The 20510-nt window shown below is 69.6% G+C and carries 17 protein-coding genes; all 17 read left to right on the top strand.

Features of this window, described 5'->3' with window-relative positions; genetic code table 11:
- The first annotated feature begins 12 nt into the window (after window positions 1-12).
- The 17 genes from R9X44_RS31265 to R9X44_RS31185 all read left to right on the top strand — a co-directional run bounded on the left by R9X44_RS31265 (window position 13) and on the right by R9X44_RS31185 (window position 20315).
- Window positions 13-666 (top strand): HAD family phosphatase, encoded by a 654-nt coding sequence (locus R9X44_RS31265; protein WP_319817945.1) that lies wholly within the window; start codon window positions 13-15, stop codon window positions 664-666.
- Between the two features lie 123 nt (window positions 667-789).
- A complete protein-coding gene (locus R9X44_RS31260) occupies window positions 790-1194 on the top strand; it encodes a hypothetical protein (protein ID WP_319817944.1) in 405 nt (134 codons plus the stop codon).
- A gap of 471 nt (window positions 1195-1665) precedes the next feature.
- Entirely contained in the window at window positions 1666-2658 is a 993-nt protein-coding gene (locus tag R9X44_RS31255) for an ABC transporter permease (protein WP_319817943.1), read from the top strand.
- 59 nt (window positions 2659-2717) lie between these two features.
- Entirely contained in the window at window positions 2718-4472 is a 1755-nt protein-coding gene (locus R9X44_RS31250; RefSeq protein ID WP_319817942.1) for an ABC transporter substrate-binding protein, read from the top strand.
- 100 nt (window positions 4473-4572) lie between these two features.
- Window positions 4573-5586, top strand: coding sequence for an ABC transporter permease (locus tag R9X44_RS31245; RefSeq protein ID WP_319817941.1), 1014 nt, complete (start codon window positions 4573-4575; stop codon window positions 5584-5586).
- A complete protein-coding gene (locus R9X44_RS31240; RefSeq protein ID WP_319817940.1) occupies window positions 5583-6620 on the top strand; it encodes an ABC transporter ATP-binding protein in 1038 nt (345 codons plus the stop codon). The genes R9X44_RS31245 and R9X44_RS31240 overlap by 4 nt, the downstream gene beginning before the upstream one ends.
- Before the next feature lie 14 nt (window positions 6621-6634).
- Window positions 6635-7615 carry a dipeptide ABC transporter ATP-binding protein gene (locus tag R9X44_RS31235; protein WP_319817939.1) on the top strand — a complete coding sequence of 327 codons (981 nt, stop codon included), beginning with the start codon at window positions 6635-6637 and terminating at the stop codon, window positions 7613-7615.
- A 356-nt stretch (window positions 7616-7971) separates the two neighbouring features.
- Entirely contained in the window at window positions 7972-8961 is a 990-nt protein-coding gene (locus R9X44_RS31230; RefSeq protein ID WP_319817938.1) for an ABC transporter permease, read from the top strand.
- 70 nt (window positions 8962-9031) lie between these two features.
- Entirely contained in the window at window positions 9032-10786 is a 1755-nt protein-coding gene (locus R9X44_RS31225) for an ABC transporter substrate-binding protein (protein ID WP_319817937.1), read from the top strand.
- A gap of 91 nt (window positions 10787-10877) precedes the next feature.
- Window positions 10878-11891: an ABC transporter permease gene (locus R9X44_RS31220; RefSeq protein ID WP_319817936.1), complete on the top strand. Its 1014-nt coding sequence runs from the start codon at window positions 10878-10880 to the stop codon at window positions 11889-11891.
- A 17-nt stretch (window positions 11892-11908) separates the two neighbouring features.
- Window positions 11909-12964 carry an ABC transporter ATP-binding protein gene (locus tag R9X44_RS31215; protein WP_319818063.1) on the top strand — a complete coding sequence of 352 codons (1056 nt, stop codon included), beginning with the start codon at window positions 11909-11911 and terminating at the stop codon, window positions 12962-12964.
- Window positions 12965-13002: 38 nt separating this feature from the next.
- Entirely contained in the window at window positions 13003-14049 is a 1047-nt protein-coding gene (locus R9X44_RS31210; RefSeq protein WP_319818062.1) for a dipeptide ABC transporter ATP-binding protein, read from the top strand.
- A gap of 140 nt (window positions 14050-14189) precedes the next feature.
- A complete protein-coding gene (locus tag R9X44_RS31205; RefSeq protein WP_319817935.1) occupies window positions 14190-15374 on the top strand; it encodes a sensor histidine kinase in 1185 nt (394 codons plus the stop codon).
- Window position 15375: 1 nt separating this feature from the next.
- Complete coding sequence (locus R9X44_RS31200) at window positions 15376-16062, top strand: response regulator transcription factor (protein WP_319817934.1); 687 nt, start codon at window positions 15376-15378, stop codon at window positions 16060-16062.
- Between the two features lie 188 nt (window positions 16063-16250).
- A complete protein-coding gene (locus R9X44_RS31195) occupies window positions 16251-17048 on the top strand; it encodes an ABC transporter ATP-binding protein (protein WP_413775002.1) in 798 nt (265 codons plus the stop codon).
- A gap of 14 nt (window positions 17049-17062) precedes the next feature.
- On the top strand, window positions 17063-19570 hold the full coding sequence (locus R9X44_RS31190) for an ABC transporter permease (RefSeq protein WP_319817933.1): 2508 nt from the start codon (window positions 17063-17065) through the stop codon (window positions 19568-19570).
- A 169-nt stretch (window positions 19571-19739) separates the two neighbouring features.
- The gene (locus R9X44_RS31185) at window positions 19740-20315 is read left to right on the top strand and encodes an HdeD family acid-resistance protein (protein WP_319817932.1); all 576 of its coding nucleotides are present in this window, start codon (window positions 19740-19742) and stop codon (window positions 20313-20315) included.
- The last annotated feature ends 195 nt before the right edge of the window (window positions 20316-20510 follow it).

Below are 20510 nucleotides of genomic sequence, written 5' to 3'. Positions count from 1 at the left end.
GCCTTGGGTCACGTGACTCTTCAGGCTCTTGCTTTCGACCTCGACGGCACCCTCATCGACTCCGAGCCCGTCTGGCACTCGGTGGAGCGCGACGTGATGGCGTGGCTCGGCGGCCCCTGGGGCCCCGCGCACCAGGACGCCACGGTGGGCGGCTCCCTCTACGCGACGGCCCGCTACATGATCTCCCTCGCGGGCGCTGACGTGCCGGTGGAGGAGGTGGGGCGGCGGATGCTCGATCTCATGGTGGAGCGGCTGCCCACCGAGCTGGAGATCATCGCGGGGGCCAAGGACATCCTCACCGACGCGCGTGCCGAGGGCGTGCCCGTGGCGTTGGTCACCTCGACGTTCCGCGAGCTCGCCGAGGTGGCGATCGAGGCGCTCGGCCGTGACCTGTTCACGGTGACGGTGACGGGCGACGAGGTCGATCACACCAAGCCGCATCCCGACCCGTATCTGAAGGCGTGCCGCCTGCTCGGCTCAGAACCGGCCCGCACAGTGGCCCTTGAGGACTCCCCGACGGGCGTCGCGGCGGCTGAGGCGGCGGGCTGCGTGGTGATCGCGATCCCGAACGTGGTCCCGATCCCCGAGGGCCCGCACCGCCATGTCGTCCCCGCGCTCGCCGACCTCAGCCTGGCGCGGCTGCGGGAGATCGTCGCGGCCCGGTAGGGGCTTTCCCCTGCGCGCTCTCAGGGACGGGAACCCTTCTCGGGGAGGAGGAGGGCCTTGCCTTGGCGTGTGAGTATGGAAAGAGAGCCGAGTCCGGCGTCGTAAGAAGAAGGGGTGGCCGCCATGAGTGACGCGCTGCTGTTCACGGTGAGTATGGCCGTCACGGTCCTGGGGCTGCTGGCGAGCTGGCGGGTGGGGCGGAGCCGGGGCGCGGCCTCGGGGCTGCGCGGCGCGGCGTGGTCGCTGGTGCCGCTCGGCTTCTATCTGACGGGCCTGACGGGCTTCCTGGCGTCCCTGGTGTTCAGCCCGGCCAAGTGGGCGGGCGTGGCGGTCCTGGGGCTCGCCGGGGTCATGTACGTCGTCTCCGGGGTGCGGCTGCGCGCGACGGGCGGCGGCGGGACCAAGGCGCCCAGGGCGGTGCCGGGCAACGCCCAGGCGCCCGCGGTGGGCGGCGGCAAGCGCCCCGCGCCGCCGATCGACGACGAGATGGCCGAGATCGAGGAGATCCTGCGCCGCAGGGGCCTGTGACGCCCCCGCGCGCCGCGCGGCGCTGACCGGAACAGGGCCCGTCCCCTTGGGGGCGGGCCCTTTGCGCTGCCCGCCCATAGCCCGGGGGTTATGGGAAGCGGTATGCCCTCAGGTCTCCAGGGCCGGTCGAAGTACTCGCGAGTACGCATATTCTTCGGCCGCATCCCACTTGGACCGGTGCAGACGTGCGGCGAAGGACTCGGAACGGTAAATCTTCGCGTGCTCGGTCGGTACCCGTGCGGTTCATATCGGATGCACGTATAACATCTCTCCGCGCGTCCGAAATTGACGAAGACTTCATGGAACGTTCCGCTTCCCTGGGTCAGGCGTCGAGGCGGACGCGTCACGGGGTGGCAACTTTCTGTGAAACAAGCCATCCCTCGTGCCCGGAGGAAGCCGCACCCGCCGGTACAAGGGGCACGTACACCGCTACGCGGAGTGGCGGTGTCAGGTGGCGAGGAAGGAACGTGCGTGACCGCGCCGATCGAAGTGTCGAAGGGTGAGGCCGAGGCCCACCCCGAGGACGTCCTCAAGGGCGTCCGCCCCGAGGCGATCCAGGGCCGTTCCCTGGGCCGGATCGCCTGGACGCGGCTCAAGCGCGACAAGGCCGCGATCGGCGGTGCCGGCGTCATCCTGCTGCTGATCCTGCTGGCGGTGGTCGGGCCGTGGTTCCTCCAGGACCCGTACGCCTACCACCAGGAGCTCATCGACCCGACGATGCAGCGCCCGTGGGACGGCATCGGGCACTCGGGCATCAGCGCCGACCACTGGTTCGGCGTGGAGCCGACGACCGGCCGCGACATGCTGTCGCGGATCGTGCTGGGCGCCCGGATCTCCCTGATCGTGGCGTTCTGCGCGACGCTGCTGTCGGTCCTGATCGGCACCACGCTCGGCATCGTCGCCGGCTACTTCGGCGGCTGGGTCGACACGGTCATCAGCCGGGCCATGGACGTGTTCCTTGCGTTCCCGCTGCTGCTGTTCGCGATCGCCCTCGTCGGGGTCGTGCCCGACGACGTCCTCGGCCTCAAGGGCAACGGGCTGCGCATCGGCGTCCTGGTGTTCGTCATCGGGTTCTTCTCCTGGCCCTACATCGGCAGGATCGTGCGCGGCCAGACCCTGTCGCTGCGTGAGCGCGAGTTCGTCGACGCCTCCCGCAGCCTCGGCGCGGGCCACGCGCACGTGCTGTTCAAGGAGCTGCTGCCGAACCTGATGGCGCCGATCATCGTGTACACGACGCTGCTGATCCCCACGAACATCCTGTTCGAGGCGGCCCTGTCGTTCCTCGGCGTCGGCGTCATCCCGCCGATGCCGTCGTGGGGCGGGATGCTCAGCCTCGCGGTGCCGACGTACCAGAACACCCCGTTCTTCATGATCATCCCAGGTCTGGCCATCTTCGTGACGGTCATGGCCTTCAACCTGCTCGGGGACGGTTTGCGCGACGCGCTCGACCCCCGGGCCCGGTGACCCCCGTCAGGTGGGTTCGAGTTCCCTGCCAGTTCTGTAGAGAGGGTGCTTCCAGCACAATGAACAAGATCAAGATCGGTGCGTCGCTCGCCGCGTGCGCCGTGCTCGCCGCCGGCCTGACGGCCTGTGGCGGGGATTCGGACTCGGGAGCGACGTCCTCCTCCTCCACGGCGGTCCAGAACGCGGCGAACACCGCGATCCTCAACCCTTCCGACAAGAAGGGCGGCGAGCTGCGGTACGCCATGTCCAGCGACTGGGACTCGCCGGACCCGGGTGACACGTACTACGCGTTCTCCTGGAACTTCGCCCGCTACTACGCCCGCTCCCTTGTCACGTACAAGAACGCGCCGGGCGCCGAGGGCCAGGAGCTCATCCCCGACCTCGCCGAGGACCTGGGCAAGCCGTCCAACAACAACAAGACCTGGACGTACAAGATCCGCAAGGGTCTGAAGTTCTCCGACGGCACCGAGATCACCGCCCAGGACGTCAAGTACGCCGTCGAGCGGTCGAACTTCACCGAGGAGCTCCAGGGCGGTCCGAAGTACTTCAAGCAGTACCTCCAGGACAACCCCGGCGGCTACAAGGGCCCCTACAAGGACAAGTCGGCCAAGGGCCTTGAGTCCATCAAGACCCCGAACAAGTACACGATCGTGTTCGAGCTGAACACGCCGTTCGCCGAGTTCGACTACCTGGCCGTCATGCCGCAGACCGCGCCGGTGCCGAAGGCCGCCGACAACGGTCTGAACTACAAGAAGAACATCGTCTCCTCCGGCCCGTACAAGATCGACTCGTACGAGGTCGGCAAGGCGATGAAGCTGTCCCGGAACGAGAACTGGGACCCGGCGACCGACGACCTGCGCAAGGCGCTTCCGGACACCATCTCCGTCGCGCTGAACCAGAACCAGGACGACATCGACAACCGTCTGATGTCCGGCGCGCTCGACATGGACCTCGCCGCGGGCGGCCTCGCGACCGCCGCGCAGCCCAAGGCCCTCGGCGGCACCCAGAAGGCCAACACCGACGCCGCCTCCGGCTCGGCGCTGACCTACATGACGATCGACAGCCGCGTCGCGCCGTTCGACAACATCGCCTGCCGTCGCGCCGTCCAGTACGCGATCGACAAGGTGTCGGTGCAGACCGCGATCGGCGGCCCGATCACCGGCGGCGACATCGCCTCCACGGTGCTGCCCCCGACCGTCGTCGGCCACGAGGACTTCAACAAGTACCCGTCGGCCGACAACGCCGGCGACGTGGCCAAGGCCAAGGAGCAGCTCACCGAGTGCGGCCAGCCCAACGGCTTCACCACCAAGCTGACCTACCGCGCCGACCGGCCCAAGGAGGTCGCGGCCGCCGAGTCCATCCAGCAGAGCCTCGGCAAGGCCGGCATCAAGGTCGACCTGAAGGGCTACCCGTCGGGCGACTACTTCACCAAGTACGCCGGCTCCCCGTCGTTCCTCAAGAACAACAACGTGGGCATGGCGATGATGAAGTGGGCCGCCGACTGGCCGTCCGGCTTCGGCTTCCTCCAGCAGATCCTCGACGGGCGCAGCATCAAGCCGACCGGCAACACCAACATCTCCTCCACCGACCTGCCGAAGATCAACAAGCTCTTCGACAAGTCCACCAAGGAGGGTGACGCCGACAAGCGCTCCAAGATCTACGCGCAGATCGACAACCTGTCGATGGACAACGCCGACGTGGTCCCGCTCACGTACTCCGTGCAGCTCCTGTACCGCCCCTCGAACCTGACGAACGTGGTCGTCTCGGAGTTCATGGGCGGTCAGTACGACTACGTCAACCTCGGCCTCAAGTAAGGCCGGCTTCCCCACACCGCTCGTCATCACCGAAGGCAGGTGAAGGCCGAGTGGTGGTCCCGGCCCCCTCGCGGGGGCCGGGGCCACCGGGCCGTTCCTCGTGTTCGCATTCATCGTCAGGCGCCTCATGGGCGCGGTCGTCATGCTGGTGATCGTCAGCATGGTCACCTTCGGCATCTTCTTCCAGCTGCCGAAGCTGGCCGGGCAGACCACCGACCAGCTCGCCGCCTCCTATGTCGGCAAGGCCCCCACCGCGGAGGCCATCGCGGACGTCAAGGAACGGCTCGGCCTCGACGACCCCATCGCCGTGCAGTACGGCAGGTTCGTCAAGGGCATCGTCGCCGGCCAGGACTTCAGCAACGGCCCGAGCGTCGAGCACTGCTCCGCGCCGTGCCTCGGCTACTCCTTCCGCACCAACGAGCCGGTCCTCCCGACCCTGATCGACCGGGCGCCGGTGACGCTGTCGCTCGGCATCGGCGCGTCGCTCATCTGGCTCGTCGCCGGCGTCAGCATCGGCATCCTTTCCGCGCTGCGGCGCGGCACGGTCTTCGACCGGCTGGCCATGGCCACGGCCCTGGCCGGAGTGTCGCTCCCGGTGTACTTCACCGGTCTGGTGTCGATGGCCGTGTTCGTCTACTCGTTCAAGCTGTGGCCCAACGGGGTGGCCTACAGCGACTTCACCGCCAATCCCGGCCTCTGGGCGTGGAACCTCCTGCTGCCCTGGGTGACGCTCGCGTTCCTGTACGCCGCGACGTACGCGCGGCTCACCCGGTCGCAGATGCTGGAGACCCTCGGTGAGGACTACATCCGCACCGCGCGGGCCAAGGGCCTGCCGGAGCGGACCGTGATCGGCAAGCACGCGCTGCGCGCCTCGCTGACCCCGATCGTCACGATCTTCGGTCTCGACCTGGGCCTGCTGCTTGGCGGCGCGGTCCTGACCGAGAAGACGTTCAGCCTTCCGGGCCTCGGCTCGCTGTCGATCGACTCGATCCTGTCGGGCGACCTGCCGATGGTGATGGGCGTGGTGCTGCTCGCGACGGTCTTCATCGTGGCGGCCAGCATGATCGTGGACATCCTTTACGCCGTCGTCGACCCGAGGGTGAGGCTGAGTTGAGCACCGAGCAGCGGGCGTTCCTCGACGTCCGGAACCTGCGCATCCACTTCCCGACCGACGACGGGCTCGTCAAGTCCGTCGACGGCCTCGACTTCACGCTCGAGCGCGGCCAGACCCTCGGGATCGTGGGCGAGTCCGGCTCGGGCAAGTCGGTGACGAGCCTTGGCATCCTCGGCCTGCACAACCGGAAGAACTCCCGGATGGCCGGCGAGATCTGGCTGGACGGCAAGGAGCTGGTCGGGGCCGACCCGGACGACGTCCGGCGGCTGCGCGGCAAGCGGATGGCGATGATCTTCCAGGATCCGCTGTCCTCGATGCACCCGTTCTTCACGGTCGGCGCGCAGATCATGGAGGCGTACCGGATCCACCACGACGTGTCGAAGAAGGTCGCGCGCAAGCACGCGATCGACATGCTCGGCCGGGTCGGCATCCCCACCCCCGACAAGCGCGTCGACGACTACCCGCACCAGTTCTCCGGCGGCATGCGGCAGCGCGCGATGATCGCGATGGCGCTGGCCTGCGACCCGGAACTGCTGATCGCCGACGAGCCCACCACGGCCCTCGACGTCACCGTGCAGGCCCAGATCCTCGACCTGCTGCGCGACCTCCAGCAGGAGTTCAACTCCGCGATCATCATGATCACCCACGACCTCGGCGTGGTCGCCGAGCTGTCGGACCGGATCATGGTGATGTACGGGGGCCGCTCGATCGAGCAGGGCACCGTCGAGGAGATCTTCCACTCCCCGCAGCACCCCTACACGTGGGGCCTGCTCGGCTCGATGCCGCGTCTTGACCGGGCGCGTTCGGACCGGCTGATGCCGGTGAAGGGCTCGCCGCCGTCGCTGATCAACCTGCCGTCGGGCTGCGCGTTCAACCCGCGCTGCGCCCACACGCTCGGCCAGGGCAGCGCCTGCACGACGGCGCGTCCCGAACTCACCGCGACGGCCGCGCACGCGAGCCACAGGGTCGCCTGCCATCTGACCTCCGACCAGCGCCTGGACATCTGGGAGACCCAGATCAGGCCGAACCTCTGAAGAAGGTGAGCGCTTTGTCTTCCACGCCCCTGCTGGAGGTCACCGGTCTCCAGAAGCACTTCCCCGTGCACGCCGGCCTGCTGCGCCGTCAGGTCGCGGCCGTCAAGGCGGTCGACGGGGTGTCGTTCTCGGTCGGCAAGGGCGAGACGCTCGGTCTGGTGGGGGAGTCGGGCTGCGGCAAGACCACCACGGGCCGGATGATCATGCGGCTGCTCGACCCGACGGCCGGGAGCATCAAGTTCGAGGGCCGGGAGATCTCCGGGCTTTCGTCGGGGCAGATGCGTCCGCTGCGCCGCGACATCCAGATGATCTTCCAGGACCCGTACTCGTCGCTGAACCCGCGCAAGACCGTCGGGTCCATCGTCGGCGCGCCCTTCCACCTGCAGAACATCCAGACGCCGAACGGCGTCAAGCGCGCGGTGCAGGAGCTGCTTGAGCTCGTCGGGCTCAGCCCCGAGCACTACAACCGGTACCCGCACGAGTTCTCCGGCGGGCAGCGCCAACGCATCGGGATCGCGCGGACGCTCGCGCTCAAGCCGAAGCTGATCGTCGCCGACGAGCCCGTCTCGGCGCTCGACGTGTCCATCCAGGCCCAGGTCGTCAACCTGCTGGAGGACCTGCAGAACGAGCTCGGCCTGACGTACGTCGTCATCGCGCACGACCTTTCGGTCGTCCGGCACATCTCCGACCGCGTCGCGGTGATGTACCTCGGCCGGATGGTCGAGATCGCCGACCAGGCCGACCTGTACACCCGCCCGCAGCACCCCTACACCAAGGCGCTGCTGTCGGCGGTGCCGATCCCGGACCCGGCGGCCCGCAAGGAGCGCGAGCGGATCAGGCTCACCGGCGACGTGCCCTCGCCGCTGAACCCGCCGTCCGGCTGCCCGTTCCACCCGCGCTGCTGGAAGGCGCAGCCGAAGTGCGCGACCGAGGTCCCGGCGCTCACCGACCGGGGCGACGGGCGCAGCGTCGCCTGCCATTTCCCGGAAAGCTGACGGGTTCCGCGGGCCGTATTCCGCGGCCCCATAACACCAACCCATAACATCAGCGAAAAACCGATTGCTGTTACAGGAGAATGTCCCGAGGATTACCGTGGGAGCCGGACGGCCTGCGTCGATGGTCGTCCGGTGGAGCAACTGTTACGGCGTGCACGCCTGAGGTGCGCGCCGAGTGAGAACGGACATAAGTGGTTGAAAGCCACTTATGTCCGTTCTTTGTCATGGCATCATGCGTTTTCCATCTCGGCGAGATCACGATCCGGAAACGGGGTCTGGCGTGCCGACCGCCGCGCGGCGACTGTGCTTCACGACAGAGTTCAAGGCAGCCCCGCGCTGCGTGGAGGTTCGTGAGCGTGACCGCGCCCATCGAGGTGACCGGGTCTGACCTCGAGGCCCATCCCGAGCAGATCGTCAAGGGTCTGGGGAAGGCGATCGAGGGCCGATCCCTCTGGCAGATCGCCTGGATCCGCCTGAAACGCGACAAGGTCGCGATCGCCGGGGCGTTCACGATCGTCTTCCTCGTGATCGCCTCCCTGGTCGGGCCGTGGTTCCTGCCCGACCCCAACCTGTTCAACCAGGACCTCATCGACCCGTCGATGCAGCGCCCGCACGGCGGCTGGCTGCACTCGGGCATGAGCTGGGACCACCTGCTCGGCGTCGAGCCGACCAGCGGCCGCGACCTGCTGTCGCGCATCCTCATCGGCGCGCGCGTCTCGCTGCTCGTGGCGATCGGCGCGACCCTGCTGTCGGTGTCGATCGGCGTGGTCATCGGCGGCCTCGCCGGCTACTTCGGCGGAATCGTCGACACCGTCGTCAGCAGGTTCATGGACGCGCTGCTGGCGTTCCCGCTGCTGCTGTTCGCGATCGCCCTCGTCGGCATCCTGCCCCGCGAGGTCTACGGGATCGAAGGCAACGCCCTCAAGATCGGCGTGCTGATCTTCATCATCGGGTTCTTCAACTGCCCCTACATCGGCAGGATCGTGCGCGGCCAGACCCTGTCGCTGCGCGAGCGCGAGTTCGTGGACGCCGCCCGCACGCTCGGCGCGAGCCACTCCTACATCTACTTCAAGGAAGTCCTGCCGAACCTCGTCGCGCCGATCATCGTGTACTCCACGCTGCTCATCCCGACGAACATCCTGTTCGAGGCGTCCCTGTCGTTCCTGGGCGTCGGGGTGAAGCCGCCGCTGCCGTCGCTCGGCGGCATGCTCAGCGAGGCCGTCGGCAGCTACGAGAACACCCCGCTGTTCATGGTGTTCCCCGGCCTCACGATCTTCCTCACCGTCCTCGCGTTCAACCTCCTCGGCGACGGCCTGCGCGACGCCCTCGACCCCCGCTCCCGCTGACGGCGACCCGCCGGAGGCCCCCGAACCCCCCGCCCCCCACGAAAATCCAGATCAGGAAGAGGTAACCCGGTTGAAGACCAGGTTCACAGCCGTCGCGGCCGCCGCGGTGGCGCTGATGCTGTCCGCGGGCCTTTCCGCGTGCGGCGGAGGCGACGACGGCGACTCCTTCGACACGTCGCCTGCCGACTTCGCGCTGACCGGCATGGCCAACCCCTCCGACGCGAAGGGCGGAACCCTGCGGTTCGGCCACTCCGACGACTGGGACTCGCCGGACATGGGCAATACGTATTACGCCTACTCGATGAACTTCGGCCGCCTGTACAGCAGGGCGCTGACGACGTTCTCGCCGGAGCCCGGCAAGACCCAGGAGCTGGTCCCCGACCTCGCCGAGTCCCTCGGCCAGGTCAGTGACGACGGCCTCACCTGGACCTACAAGATCCGGCCGGGCATCAAGTACGACGACGGCACCCCCGTCACGTCCAAGGACGTGAAGCACGCGGTCGAGCGGTCGAACTTCACCAAGGAGCTCACCCAGGGCCCGCACTACTTCCAGGGCTACCTGAAGGACAACAAGGAGCCTTACAAGGGCCCGTATGACGACAAGTCCGAGAAGGGCCTCGAGTCCATCGAGACCCCCGACGACACCACCATCGTCTTCCACCTGAACCAGCCGTTCGCGGAGTTCGACTACCTGGTCTCCATGCAGACCTCGCCGGTCCCCGCGGCCAAGGACACCGGCCTGGACTACGAGAAGTCCATCCTGTCCACCGGCCCGTACAAGATCGACTCCTATGAGCGCGGCAAGGTGCTCAAGCTGTCGCGCAACCCCCACTGGGACCCGGCGACCGACCCGGTCCGCGCGAACAAGGCGCTGCCGGAGAACATCGAGGTCACCCTCAAGATCAACGCCGACGACCTCGACAACCGGCTCCTGTCCGGCGCGATCGACATCGACCTGCCCGGCACCGGCGTCCAGCAGGGCGCACAGCCGAAGGTCCTCGGCAACTCCGCCAACCGCGCCAACTCCGACAACCCGGTCGCGGGCTACCTGCGCTACCTGGGCGTCAACCCGAACGTGAAGCCGTTCGACAACGTGCACTGCCGCCGGGCCGTCCAGTACGCGCTCGACAAGGTCTCCACCCAGACCGCGCACGGCGGCCCGGAGGCGGGCGGCTCGATCGCCAGCACCGTCCTGCCGCCGAGCGTCACCGGCTACAAGGAGGCGAACGTCTACCCGTCGGGCGCCGACAACCACGGCGACCTGGAGAAGGCCAAGCAGGAGCTGACCGAGTGCGGGCAGCCGAACGGCTTCAAGACGACCCTTTCGGTCCGCTCCGACCGTGAGAAGGAAGTCGCGGCCGGTGAGGCCGTCCAGCAGGGCCTCGCGCGCGTCGGCATCGAGGTCGACATCGAGAGCGTCCCTGCGGGCGACTACTTCGGCAAGTTCGCGGGCTCGCCCAAGTGGATCCGTGACAACAACGTCGGCCTGCTGTCGATGGCGTGGGCGCCGGACTGGCCGTCCGGCTACGGCTTCCTGTCGCAGATCGTGGACAGCCGCACCATCCGCGACTCCGGCAACACCAACATCCAGGAGACCAAGCTTCCCGAGGTCGACAAGCTCCTGGACGACGCCGCCAAGAACACCGACATCGCCCAGCGCGAGGCGATCTACACCAAGATCGACGAGCTGGTCATGGAGGACGCCACGATCCTCCCGCTGATCTACGCCAAGATCCTGCTGGTCCGCCCGCCGCACGTCACCAACCTCACCATCACCGAGGGTTACGGCGGCATGTACGACTACCTGAACATCGGCGTCCGCTGACCGCCTGCCGCACGCTGGACTAGAAGGTAGGTGAAAGGCCCCACGGCCCGGCCCGTCCGTTCGCGGACGGGCCGGGTCCCGGCCGCCGCCCGTGTTGTCATTCATCATCCGCCGTCTCTTCGGGGCGGTCGCCATGCTCGTGGTCACCAGCATGGTCACGTTCGGCATCTTCTTCGTCCTGCCGAAGCTCGCCGGGCAGACGACCGACCAGATCGCCGCGACCTACGCGGGCAAGGCCGCGACCGAGGAGGTGATCGCCGACATCAAGGAACGCCTCGGGCTCGACGATCCCGTCGTCGTGCAGTACGCGCGGTTCGCCAAGGGCATCGTCGCGGGGCAGAACTACGACAACGGCCCGAGCGAGATCCACTGCCCGCCGCCGTGCCTCGGCTACTCCTTCCGCACGTCGCAGCCCGTCCTGCCGACCCTGCTCGACCGCGCGCCGGTCACCCTGTCGCTCGCGCTCGGCGCGTCGATCCTTTGGGTGGTGTTCGGCGTCAGCATCGGCATCCTGTCGGCGCTGCGGCGCGGCAGTCTCTTCGACCGCGCCGCGATGATCACCGCGCTGGCCGGGGTGTCGCTGCCGATCTACTTCACCGGTCTGCTGTCCTTGACGATCTTCGCCTACGGTCTGAAGCTCTGGCCGAAGGGCGTGAAGTACATCCCGTTGACCGAGAGTCCCGGTGAGTGGTTCTACAACCTCATCCTTCCCTGGGTCACCCTGGCGTTCCTGACCGCCGCCCTGTACGCGCGGCTGACCAGGGCGGGGATGCTCGACACGCTGGGTGAGGACTACATCCGCACCGCCCGCGCCAAGGGCCTGCCGGAGCGGACCGTGATCGGCAAGCACGCGCTGCGCTCCTCGCTGACCCCGATCCTCACCATCTTCGGCCTCGACCTGGGCGTGCTGCTCGGCGGCGCGGTCCTCACCGAGAGCACGTTCGGGCTGCCGGGGCTCGGCGCGCTGTCCATCCAGTCGATCTTCTCCGGTGACCTGCCGATGGTGATCGGCGTGGTCCTCGTCGCGACGGGTTTTGTGGTGTTCCTGAACTTCCTGGTGGACGTCCTGTATGCCGTCGTGGACCCGAGAGTGAGGCTGTCGTGAGCGAGGCGGAGCCCGCTGTGCCCGAGCCGAGTAGTCCGCCGGAGGAGGGGCGCAGGCCGTTCCTCGAGGTGGCCGACCTGCGCATCCACTTCCCGACCGACGACGGGCTCGTCAAGTCCGTCGACGGGTTGTCGTTCGCGGTCGAGCGCGGCAGGACGCTCGGGATCGTGGGGGAGTCGGGGTCGGGCAAGTCGGTGACGAGCCTTGGCATCCTCGGCCTGCACAACCGCAAGAACGCGCGGGTGTCGGGCGAGATCTGGCTGAACGGCAAGGAGCTGGTGTCGGCCGACCCCGACGACGTGCGGCGGCTGCGCGGCCGGGACATGGCGATGATCTTCCAGGATCCGCTGTCGTCCATGCACCCGTTCTTCACGGTCGGCGCGCAGATCGTCGAGGCGTACCGGATTCACAACGACGTGTCGAAGAAGGTCGCGCGCAAGCACGCGATCGACATGCTCGGCCGGGTCGGCATCCCGACGCCCGACAAGCGGGTGGACGACTATCCGCACCAGTTCTCCGGCGGGATGCGGCAGCGCGCGATGATCGCGATGGCGCTGTCGTGCGACCCGGAGCTGCTGATCGCCGACGAGCCCACGACCGCGCTCGACGTGACGGTGCAGGCGCAGATCCTCGACCTGCTGCGCGATCTGCAACGCGAGTTCAACTCGGCGATCATCATGATCACGCACGATCTCGGGGTGGTCGCCGAGCTCGCCGACGACGTCCTGGTGATGTACGGCGGCAGGTGCGTGGAGTACGGCGGGGTGGACGACATGTTCCACCGGCCCCTGCACCCCTACACGTGGGGGCTGCTCGGGTCGATGCCGCGTCTTGACCGGGCGCGGTCGGAGCGGCTGATGCCGGTGAAGGGCGCGCCGCCGTCGCTGATCAACCTGCCGTCGGGGTGCGCGTTCCATCCGCGCTGCGCCTACGCGGAGCTGACGTGCGGGCTGAGCGAGACCGAGGTGCCGGAGCTGCGGGTGGAGCTCGAGCCGACGCACCGGGCGGCCTGCCACCTGGACGCGGCCGAGCGCCGCCGCGTCTGGGACGCCGAGATCAGGCCGAAGCTGTGAAGGACGGCTCGGGGAGCGGGGAGAGCATGAGCACCGACATGAAGAAGGCACCTGCCTCCGGCGGGGCCGGTGAATCCGGCGGGGGCGCGTCCGACGGGCCGCTGCTCGAGGTGCGGGATCTGCGCAAGCACTTCCCGGTGCACGCGGGTCTGCTGCGCCGTCAGGTCGCCACGGTCAAGGCGGTCGACGGGGTGTCGTTCTCGGTCGGCAAGGGCGAGACGCTGGGGCTGGTGGGGGAGTCGGGCTGCGGCAAGACGACCACCGGCCGGATGATCATGCGCCTTGAGGATCCGACGTCGGGGAGCATCTCCTTCGAGGGCCGGGAGATCTCCGGGCTTTCGTCGGGGCAGATGCGTCCGCTGCGCCGCGACATCCAGATGATCTTCCAGGATCCGTATTCGTCGCTGAACCCGCGTAAAACCGTCGGTTCGATCGTGGGTGCGCCGTTCCACCTCCAGAACATAGAGACCCCGCAGGGGGTGAAGAAGGCGGTTCAGGAGCTGCTGGAGCTCGTCGGGTTGAACCCGGAGCACTACAACCGGTACCCGCACGAGTTCTCCGGCGGCCAGCGGCAGCGCATCGGGATCGCGCGGACCCTCGCGCTCAAGCCGAAGCTGATCGTCGCCGACGAGCCGGTGTCGGCGCTGGATGTGTCGATCCAGGCGCAGGTGGTGAACCTGCTTGAGGACCTGCAGAACGAGCTGGGCCTCACCTATGTGGTGATCGCGCACGACCTTTCGGTGGTCAGGCACATCTCCGACCGCGTCGCCGTCATGTACCTCGGCAGGATCGTCGAGGTCGCCGACCAGGCCGACCTCTACACCAGGCCGAAACACCCGTACACGACGGCGCTGCTGTCGGCCGTCCCGATCCCCGACCCGGCGGCGCGGGACGACAGGGCGCGGATCAGGCTCACCGGCGACGTGCCCTCGCCGTTGAACCCGCCGCCCGGCTGCCCGTTCCACACGCGCTGCTGGAAGGCGCAGGACGTGTGCCGCACCGAGGTCCCGCCGCTCGCCGACACCGCGCCGGGGCACGCGGTGGCCTGCCACTTCCCGGTGCCCGATCCCGTGCCCGGCCCCTGAGTCCGCGACTGCCGCGGACGCGTGACCCTGACCGTCCGCCTCCGGGGTATGCCGGGGTCGTGTCCTCCTCCGAAAGGAGGGGGTCCGGTTCGGCATCCCGGAGGGGGCGGGCACTCCTGGACGGGGCCTACTTTTAGGGGGTGACCACCCCGATCCGCGACCTCAGAGCCCGGGCAGCCCGCCATCCGGAAGCCCTCGACGCGCTCGTCGCACTGGTGTTGGCCGCGCTCACCCTCGCCGACGTGTCCGGCGGCGGCGGTTCCTCGTACGCCGCGCCGGGCCCGCTCGCCTACGCCGTCCTCGTCGCGGTGACGGGCGCGGTGGCGCTGCGGCAGCGGTTCCCCGTCGGGGTCCTCGCGGTCGTCCTGGCCGGGGAGGTCTACCTGGGCGCGGCGGGGCAGAAGCCGTCGGGCGACATCGTCGCGCTGCTCATCGCCGTCTACACCGTCGCCGCGCACCGGCCCCTGGCCAGAAGCGTGCTGGCCGGGACCCTCGCGTTCGCGGTGTCGGCGGCCTTGCTGGCCACCGCGACGCCCGGCGTCCACGCGGTCTCCCTCACCCTGTACCTGGCGCTGCTGGCGACGGTGTGGTGGGTGGGCCGCAGCACCCGCCTGCGCCGCTCCTACCTCGCCGAACTGGAGGACCGCGCGGCCCGGCTGGAGAAGGCGCGGTTCGCCGACGCCCGCGCCGCCCGCGTCGAGGAGCGCTCACGGATCGCGCGCGAGCTGCACGACGTCGTCGCCCACCACGTCAGCGTCATGACCGTGCAGGCGGGCGCGGCGCGCCGCATCATCGACCGCGACCCCGACCTGGCCCGCGAGTCGATCGCGACGATCGAGCAGGTCGGCCGCACCGCGCTGTCGGAGATGCGCAGGATCGTCGGGGTGCTGCGCACCGACCGCGACGCCGTCGCGCCGGGCTCGGAGCTGTCCCCGCAGCCGGGCGTGGAGGACCTGTCCGGCCTGATCGAGCAGGTGCGCGAGACGGGCCTTGCGGTCGAGCTCGACGTCGCGGGCCGGGAGCGCCGCCTGTCGACCGGCGTCGACCTCGCCGCCTACCGCCTCATCCAGGAGGCCCTCACCAACAGCCTCAAGCACGCGGGCCCGCACGCCCGCGCCTGGGTGCGCCTCGACTACGGCGACCGGAGCCTCGTGGTGGAGATCTGCGACGACGGCCGCGGCGTCATCGACGCCTCGGCGGGCGGATCCGGCCACGGCCTGGTGGGCATGCGCGAGCGCGTCGCCCTCTATGGTGGCGAACTGCGGATAGGCCCACGCACCGGCGGCGGCTTCCGGGTCCGCGCGACGTTCCCCTTGGAGGCATGACTTGAGCACGGCGGCCACGCGAATCCTGCTGGTGGACGACCAGCCGCTGCTGCGGGCCGGGTTCCGGCTGATCCTCCAGGCCGAACCCGACCTGACCGTCGTCGGCGAGGCGGCCGACGGCGCGGCCGCGGTCGAGGCGACCCGCACCCTCCTGCCGGACGTGGTGCTGATGGACATCCGCATGCCCGGCGTCGACGGCATCGAGGCGACCCGCAGGATCGTGCGCGACCGGGCCGCCTCCCATGACCCGCGCGTCCTCATCCTCACCACCTTCGACCTCGACGAGTACGTGATCGAGGCGGTCAGGGCCGGGGCGAGCGGCTTCCTGCTGAAGGACGCGCCGCCCGAAGACCTCGTCACCGCGATCCGCATCGTCGCCGACGGCGACGCGCTCATCGCGCCGAGCGTCACCCGCCGCCTCATCGACACCTACGCCGCCCGCCTGCCGGCCGTCCGGGAGGAGGCCCCGCCGCCGGGCCTCGACCACCTCACCGAGCGGGAGCGCGAGGTGCTCGGGCAGGTCGCGCGCGGCCTGTCGAACGCCGAGATCGCCCGTGAGCTCGTCGTCTCGGAGACGACCATCAAGACCCATGTGGGCAACGTGCTGGCCAAGCTCGGGCTGCGCGACCGCGTCCAGGCCGTCGTGTACGCCTACGAGACCGGGGTGATCCGCCCCGGCAACGGCTGAGGCGACCCTGAGACGCCTCGGGCGCGATCCCCGAGAAGCCGGGGGCGGCGTCTCGGGGGACCCCCTCCTTCAGGGGGAGGATCACCGGGCCCCTCCTCCTGCGCCCGGGGGAGCGGCAAGCCCGTCCCCCAGGCCGATCCGCGAAGGCACCCCTTTTCCCTAACGTTGTGCGTATCACCGCATCCATAATGTTCTGGGAGATCCCCGTGTCGCACACCCCCGCCGAACCCGTCCCGCCCGCCAAGGACCTCGCGGCGCGCGTCCTGCACGTCACCAAGTCCTACGGCTCGGGAGACGCCGAGGTCAGGGCGCTCGACGACGTCACCACGGGCATCAGGCGCGGCAGGTTCACCGCCGTCATGGGTCCGTCAGGTTCGGGCAAGTCGACCCTCATGCACTGCATGGCGGGCCTCGACTCGGTCACGTCCGGGCAGGTGTTCATCGGCGACGCCGACCTGACCGGCATGAACGACAACGCCCTCACCCGGCTGCGCCGCGACAAGGTCGGGTTCGTGTTCCAGGCGTTCAACCTCGTGCCGACCCTGACCGCGCTGGAGAACATCACGCTCCCGCTCGACATCGCCGGCCGCAAGGCCGACAAGGAGTGGCTCGACCGGGTGGTCGACACCGTCGGGCTGCGGCCGCGCCTCAAGCACCGCCCGTCGGAGCTGTCCGGCGGCCAGCAGCAGCGCGTCGCGTGCGCCCGGGCCCTGGCGTCCCGGCCCGAGATCATCTTCGCCGACGAGCCGACCGGCAACCTCGACTCGCGCTCCGGCGCGGAGGTCCTGTCGTTCCTGCGCTCCTCGGTCCGCGAGATGGGCCAGACCATCGTCATGGTCACCCACGACCCGGCGGCCGCCGCCTACTCCGACGAGGTCCTGTTCCTGCAGGACGGCCGCATCGTCGACACGATGGACGACCCGACCGCCGACACCGTCCTCGAGCGCATGAAGGGCTTCGACCTGCCGGAGGTCGCGGCCCGATGATGACCAAGGCCCCCATGACCCGCGTCACCCTCCGCAACCTCGCCGCGCACAAGCTCCGCCTCGTCCTCACCGCCCTGTCGGTGATCCTCGGCGTCGCGTTCGTGTCCGGCACCCTCATCTTCACCGACACCGCGAACAAGTCGTTCGACAACCTGTTCGACGACCTCTTCGAGCACACGACGGTCGCGGTGCGGGCCGAGCCGTCCGTCGGCGGCCAGGACGAGGCGGTCCGCACCGGCGTGCCCATCGCCGAGAACCTCAAGGACGAGATCGCCAAGGTGCCCGGCGTCGTCGAGGCGCGCGGCGAGGTCAACGGGTTCGCCGCGCTCATCGACTCCTCCGGCGACCTCGTCGGCGGCGGCGGCCCGCCCCAGATGGGCCTCGCCTGGAACGGCGACCCGTCGACCCCGCTCACCAAGGGCGCGCCCCCGACCAAGGCGGGCGAGGTCGTCCTCGGCGAGAAGACCGCGGAACGCGTCAAGGCCGACGTCGGCGACAAGGTGCGCGTCGCCGTGCAGGGCGGGCAGGAGGAAGCCGTCGTCACCGGCCTCGCGGGCGGCGACGACCTCGGCGTCACCTTCGTGTTCTTCGACACCGCGACGGCCCAGAAGCTCCTGCTCGAGCCCGGCCAGTACTCCCTCATCTCCGTCAAGGGCCAGGACGGGATCACCCAGACCGAGATGCGCGACAGGATCGCGCCGCTGCTGCCCGCCGGGCTTGAAGCCGTCACCGCCGACCAGCTCGCCGACGAGAGCCGCAGCGAGGTCGACACGCTGCTCGGCTTCCTGCGCAACTTCCTGCTCGCGTTCGCGATCGTGTCGATCGTCGTCGGCTCGTTCAACATCGTCAACACCTTCACCATGCTGATCGGGCAGCGCACCCGCGAACTCGCGCTGCTGCGCGCCATCGGCGCGTCACGCCGCCAGATCACCCGCGCCGTCCTCGGCGAGGCGGTCATCGTCGGCGTCGTCGGCTCCACCCTCGGCATCCTCGTCGGCGCGGGCATCGCCGCGCTGCTGAAGTCGGTGTTCGGCACCCAGGGACTCGACCTCGGCAGCGGCCTGTCCCTCACCCCCGCCGCGATCGGCTGGTCCTACGCCGTCGGCATCCTCGTCACCTGCGCCGCCGCCTACTTCCCTGCCAGGCGCGCCGCCAAGATCCCGCCCGTCGCCGCCATGCGCGACGACGTCAGCCTGCCCCAGCGCGGCCTGCGGGTCCGCGCGGTCATCGGCACGGTCCTCGCCGCGCTCGGCGCGGGCTCGCTCGCCGCGGGCCTCGCCGGAACGGGCGGCACCGAGGAGACCCTCGCGCTCATCGGCGTCGGCGTCCTGCTCGTCTGGCTCGCCGCGTCGGTCCTCGCGGCCGTCATCGGCAAGCCCGTCATCCGGGTCCTCGCCGGGTGGTACCCGAAGGTGTTCGGGGTGTCGGGGCGGCTCGCCCGCCAGAACCCGCAGCGCAACCCGCGCCGCACCGCCGTCACCGCCGTCGCGCTCATGATCGGCCTGTCGCTCGTCACCACGGTCAACGTCCTGGCGTCCTCGATCAAGGCGTCGCTGTCCGACGTCGTGGACAGCCAGTTCGGCGCGGACTACATCGTCCAGACCATGAGCCCGGCGGGCCTCGAGCCCGGCGCGGTCAAGGCGGTCCGCGACGCCTCGGGCGTCACCTCCGTCGTCGAGATCGGGCAGGGGACCTTCACCCTCGACGGGAAGGACGCCTTCTACGTCAGCGGCGAGCCGCAGGGCATGCTCGGCGTCCTCAACCGCGACCTGGTCTCCGGCACCGCGCAGACCGGACGCGACGGCATCCTGCTGTCGGAGACCAAGGCCAAGGACGACGGGCTCAGCCCCGGCGACACCCTCACCGCGGCGTTCCCCGACGGCAAGACCGAGACGCTGCGCGTCGCCGGCGTCTACCAGGACAGCCAGTTCATCGGCAGCTACCTCCTGGGCCCCGAGGCATGGCGCGCCCACACCCCCAAGGCGCTGCCCGTCCTGCTCGCCATCGACACCACCACCACCGGGGCCGCCGTCCACGACGCCCTCGACGCCGCCGTCGACCCCTTCCCGGGCGCGACGGTCCTCGACCAGGCCGACCTGAAGGAGGAGACGATGGCGCAACTCGACGGCATCCTCATCTTCTTCACCCTCATGCTCGCCCTGTCCGTCATCATCGCGATCTTCGGCGTCGTCAACACCATCACCCTGTCGGTCACCGAGCGGACCAGGGAGATCGGGCTCCTGCGCGCGGTCGGCCTCAGCCGTCGCCAGACCCGCCGCATGATCCGCCTGGAGTCGGTCGTCATCGCGGTGTTCGGCGGATTCCTCGGCATTGGCCTGGGCCTGGTGTTCGGCATCGCGCTGCAACGCAGCGGGGGAGAGGAGATGGCGATCCTGTCCATCCCCTACGTCTTCCTCGGCGTCTGCGCCCTGTTCTCCGCGCTCGTCGGCATCCTCGCCTCCCTGTGGCCCGCCTGGCGCGCCGGACGCATGGACGTCCTCAAGGCCATCGCCACGCAGTGACAGAGGTTCCCTGACGGGTGGGTCCCTGACGGGCCCCCGGCGACGCCGCCGGGGGCCCGTCCCATGCCCGGCCCGAAGCGCATTGACCGTTTCGTGGCGGTCACCGCCGGTTGGCTTGGGGCGGCGCGCGGCATCCCTGGAGGAACGGCCCAAGATCGGGGGAACGGCGATGATCGAGACAATCGCGCGCCACTGGTGGCTTGTGCTCCTGCGCGGCGTCATCGCCGTCCTGTTCGGCGTGATCGCCTGGGTGTGGCCCGGCATCACCGTCCTCGCGCTGGCGATCCTGTTCGGCGCGTACGCGCTCGTCGACGGCATCACCGCCCTGTACTACGCGATCAAAGGCGTCCCGGGACAGTCGCGCGGCTGGCTGGCGTTCACCGGCGTGCTCGGCGTCCTCGCCGGGCTCATCGCCCTGTTCTGGCCCGCCATCACCGCGTTCGTCCTGCTGATCGTCATCGCCTGCTGGGCCATCGTCACCGGCGTCTTCGAGATCATCGCCGGGGTGTGGCTGCGCCGCCAGATCGACGGCGAATGGTGGTACATCGTGGGCGGCGTCCTGTCCGTCGTGTTCGGACTGCTCCTGCTGATCTGGCCCGGCGCGGGCGGCCTCGCCCTCATCTGGATCATCGGCCTGTTCTCCATCCTCGTCGGCCTCGCCCTGATCTTCGCCTCCTTCCGACTGCGCTCCCTGCGCGGACCCGGGGAACTCCCGCCCGGCCCACCCCCGGCCACAGCCTTCTGACGCCCCGCGCGACGGAGTTCGGGCGCGGGCGCGGGTCGCGGGCGCGGGGCGCGGGGTTCGGGCACGGGGTTCGGGCGCGGGCGCGGGGCGTGGGGTGCGGGCACGGGGCTGCGGGGCGCGGGGTTCGGGCGCGGCCGCAGGCGCGGGCGCGGGGTTCGGGCGCGGGCGCGGGGTTCGGGTGCGGGTGGGGGAAAG

The sequence above is a fragment of the Actinocorallia sp. A-T 12471 genome (assembly GCF_033875155.1).
Classification (GTDB): Bacteria; Actinomycetota; Actinomycetes; order Streptosporangiales; family Streptosporangiaceae; genus Actinocorallia.
The sequence above is the reverse complement of the archived record's forward strand: the minus strand, read 5'-3'. Positions and strand labels throughout refer to the sequence as shown.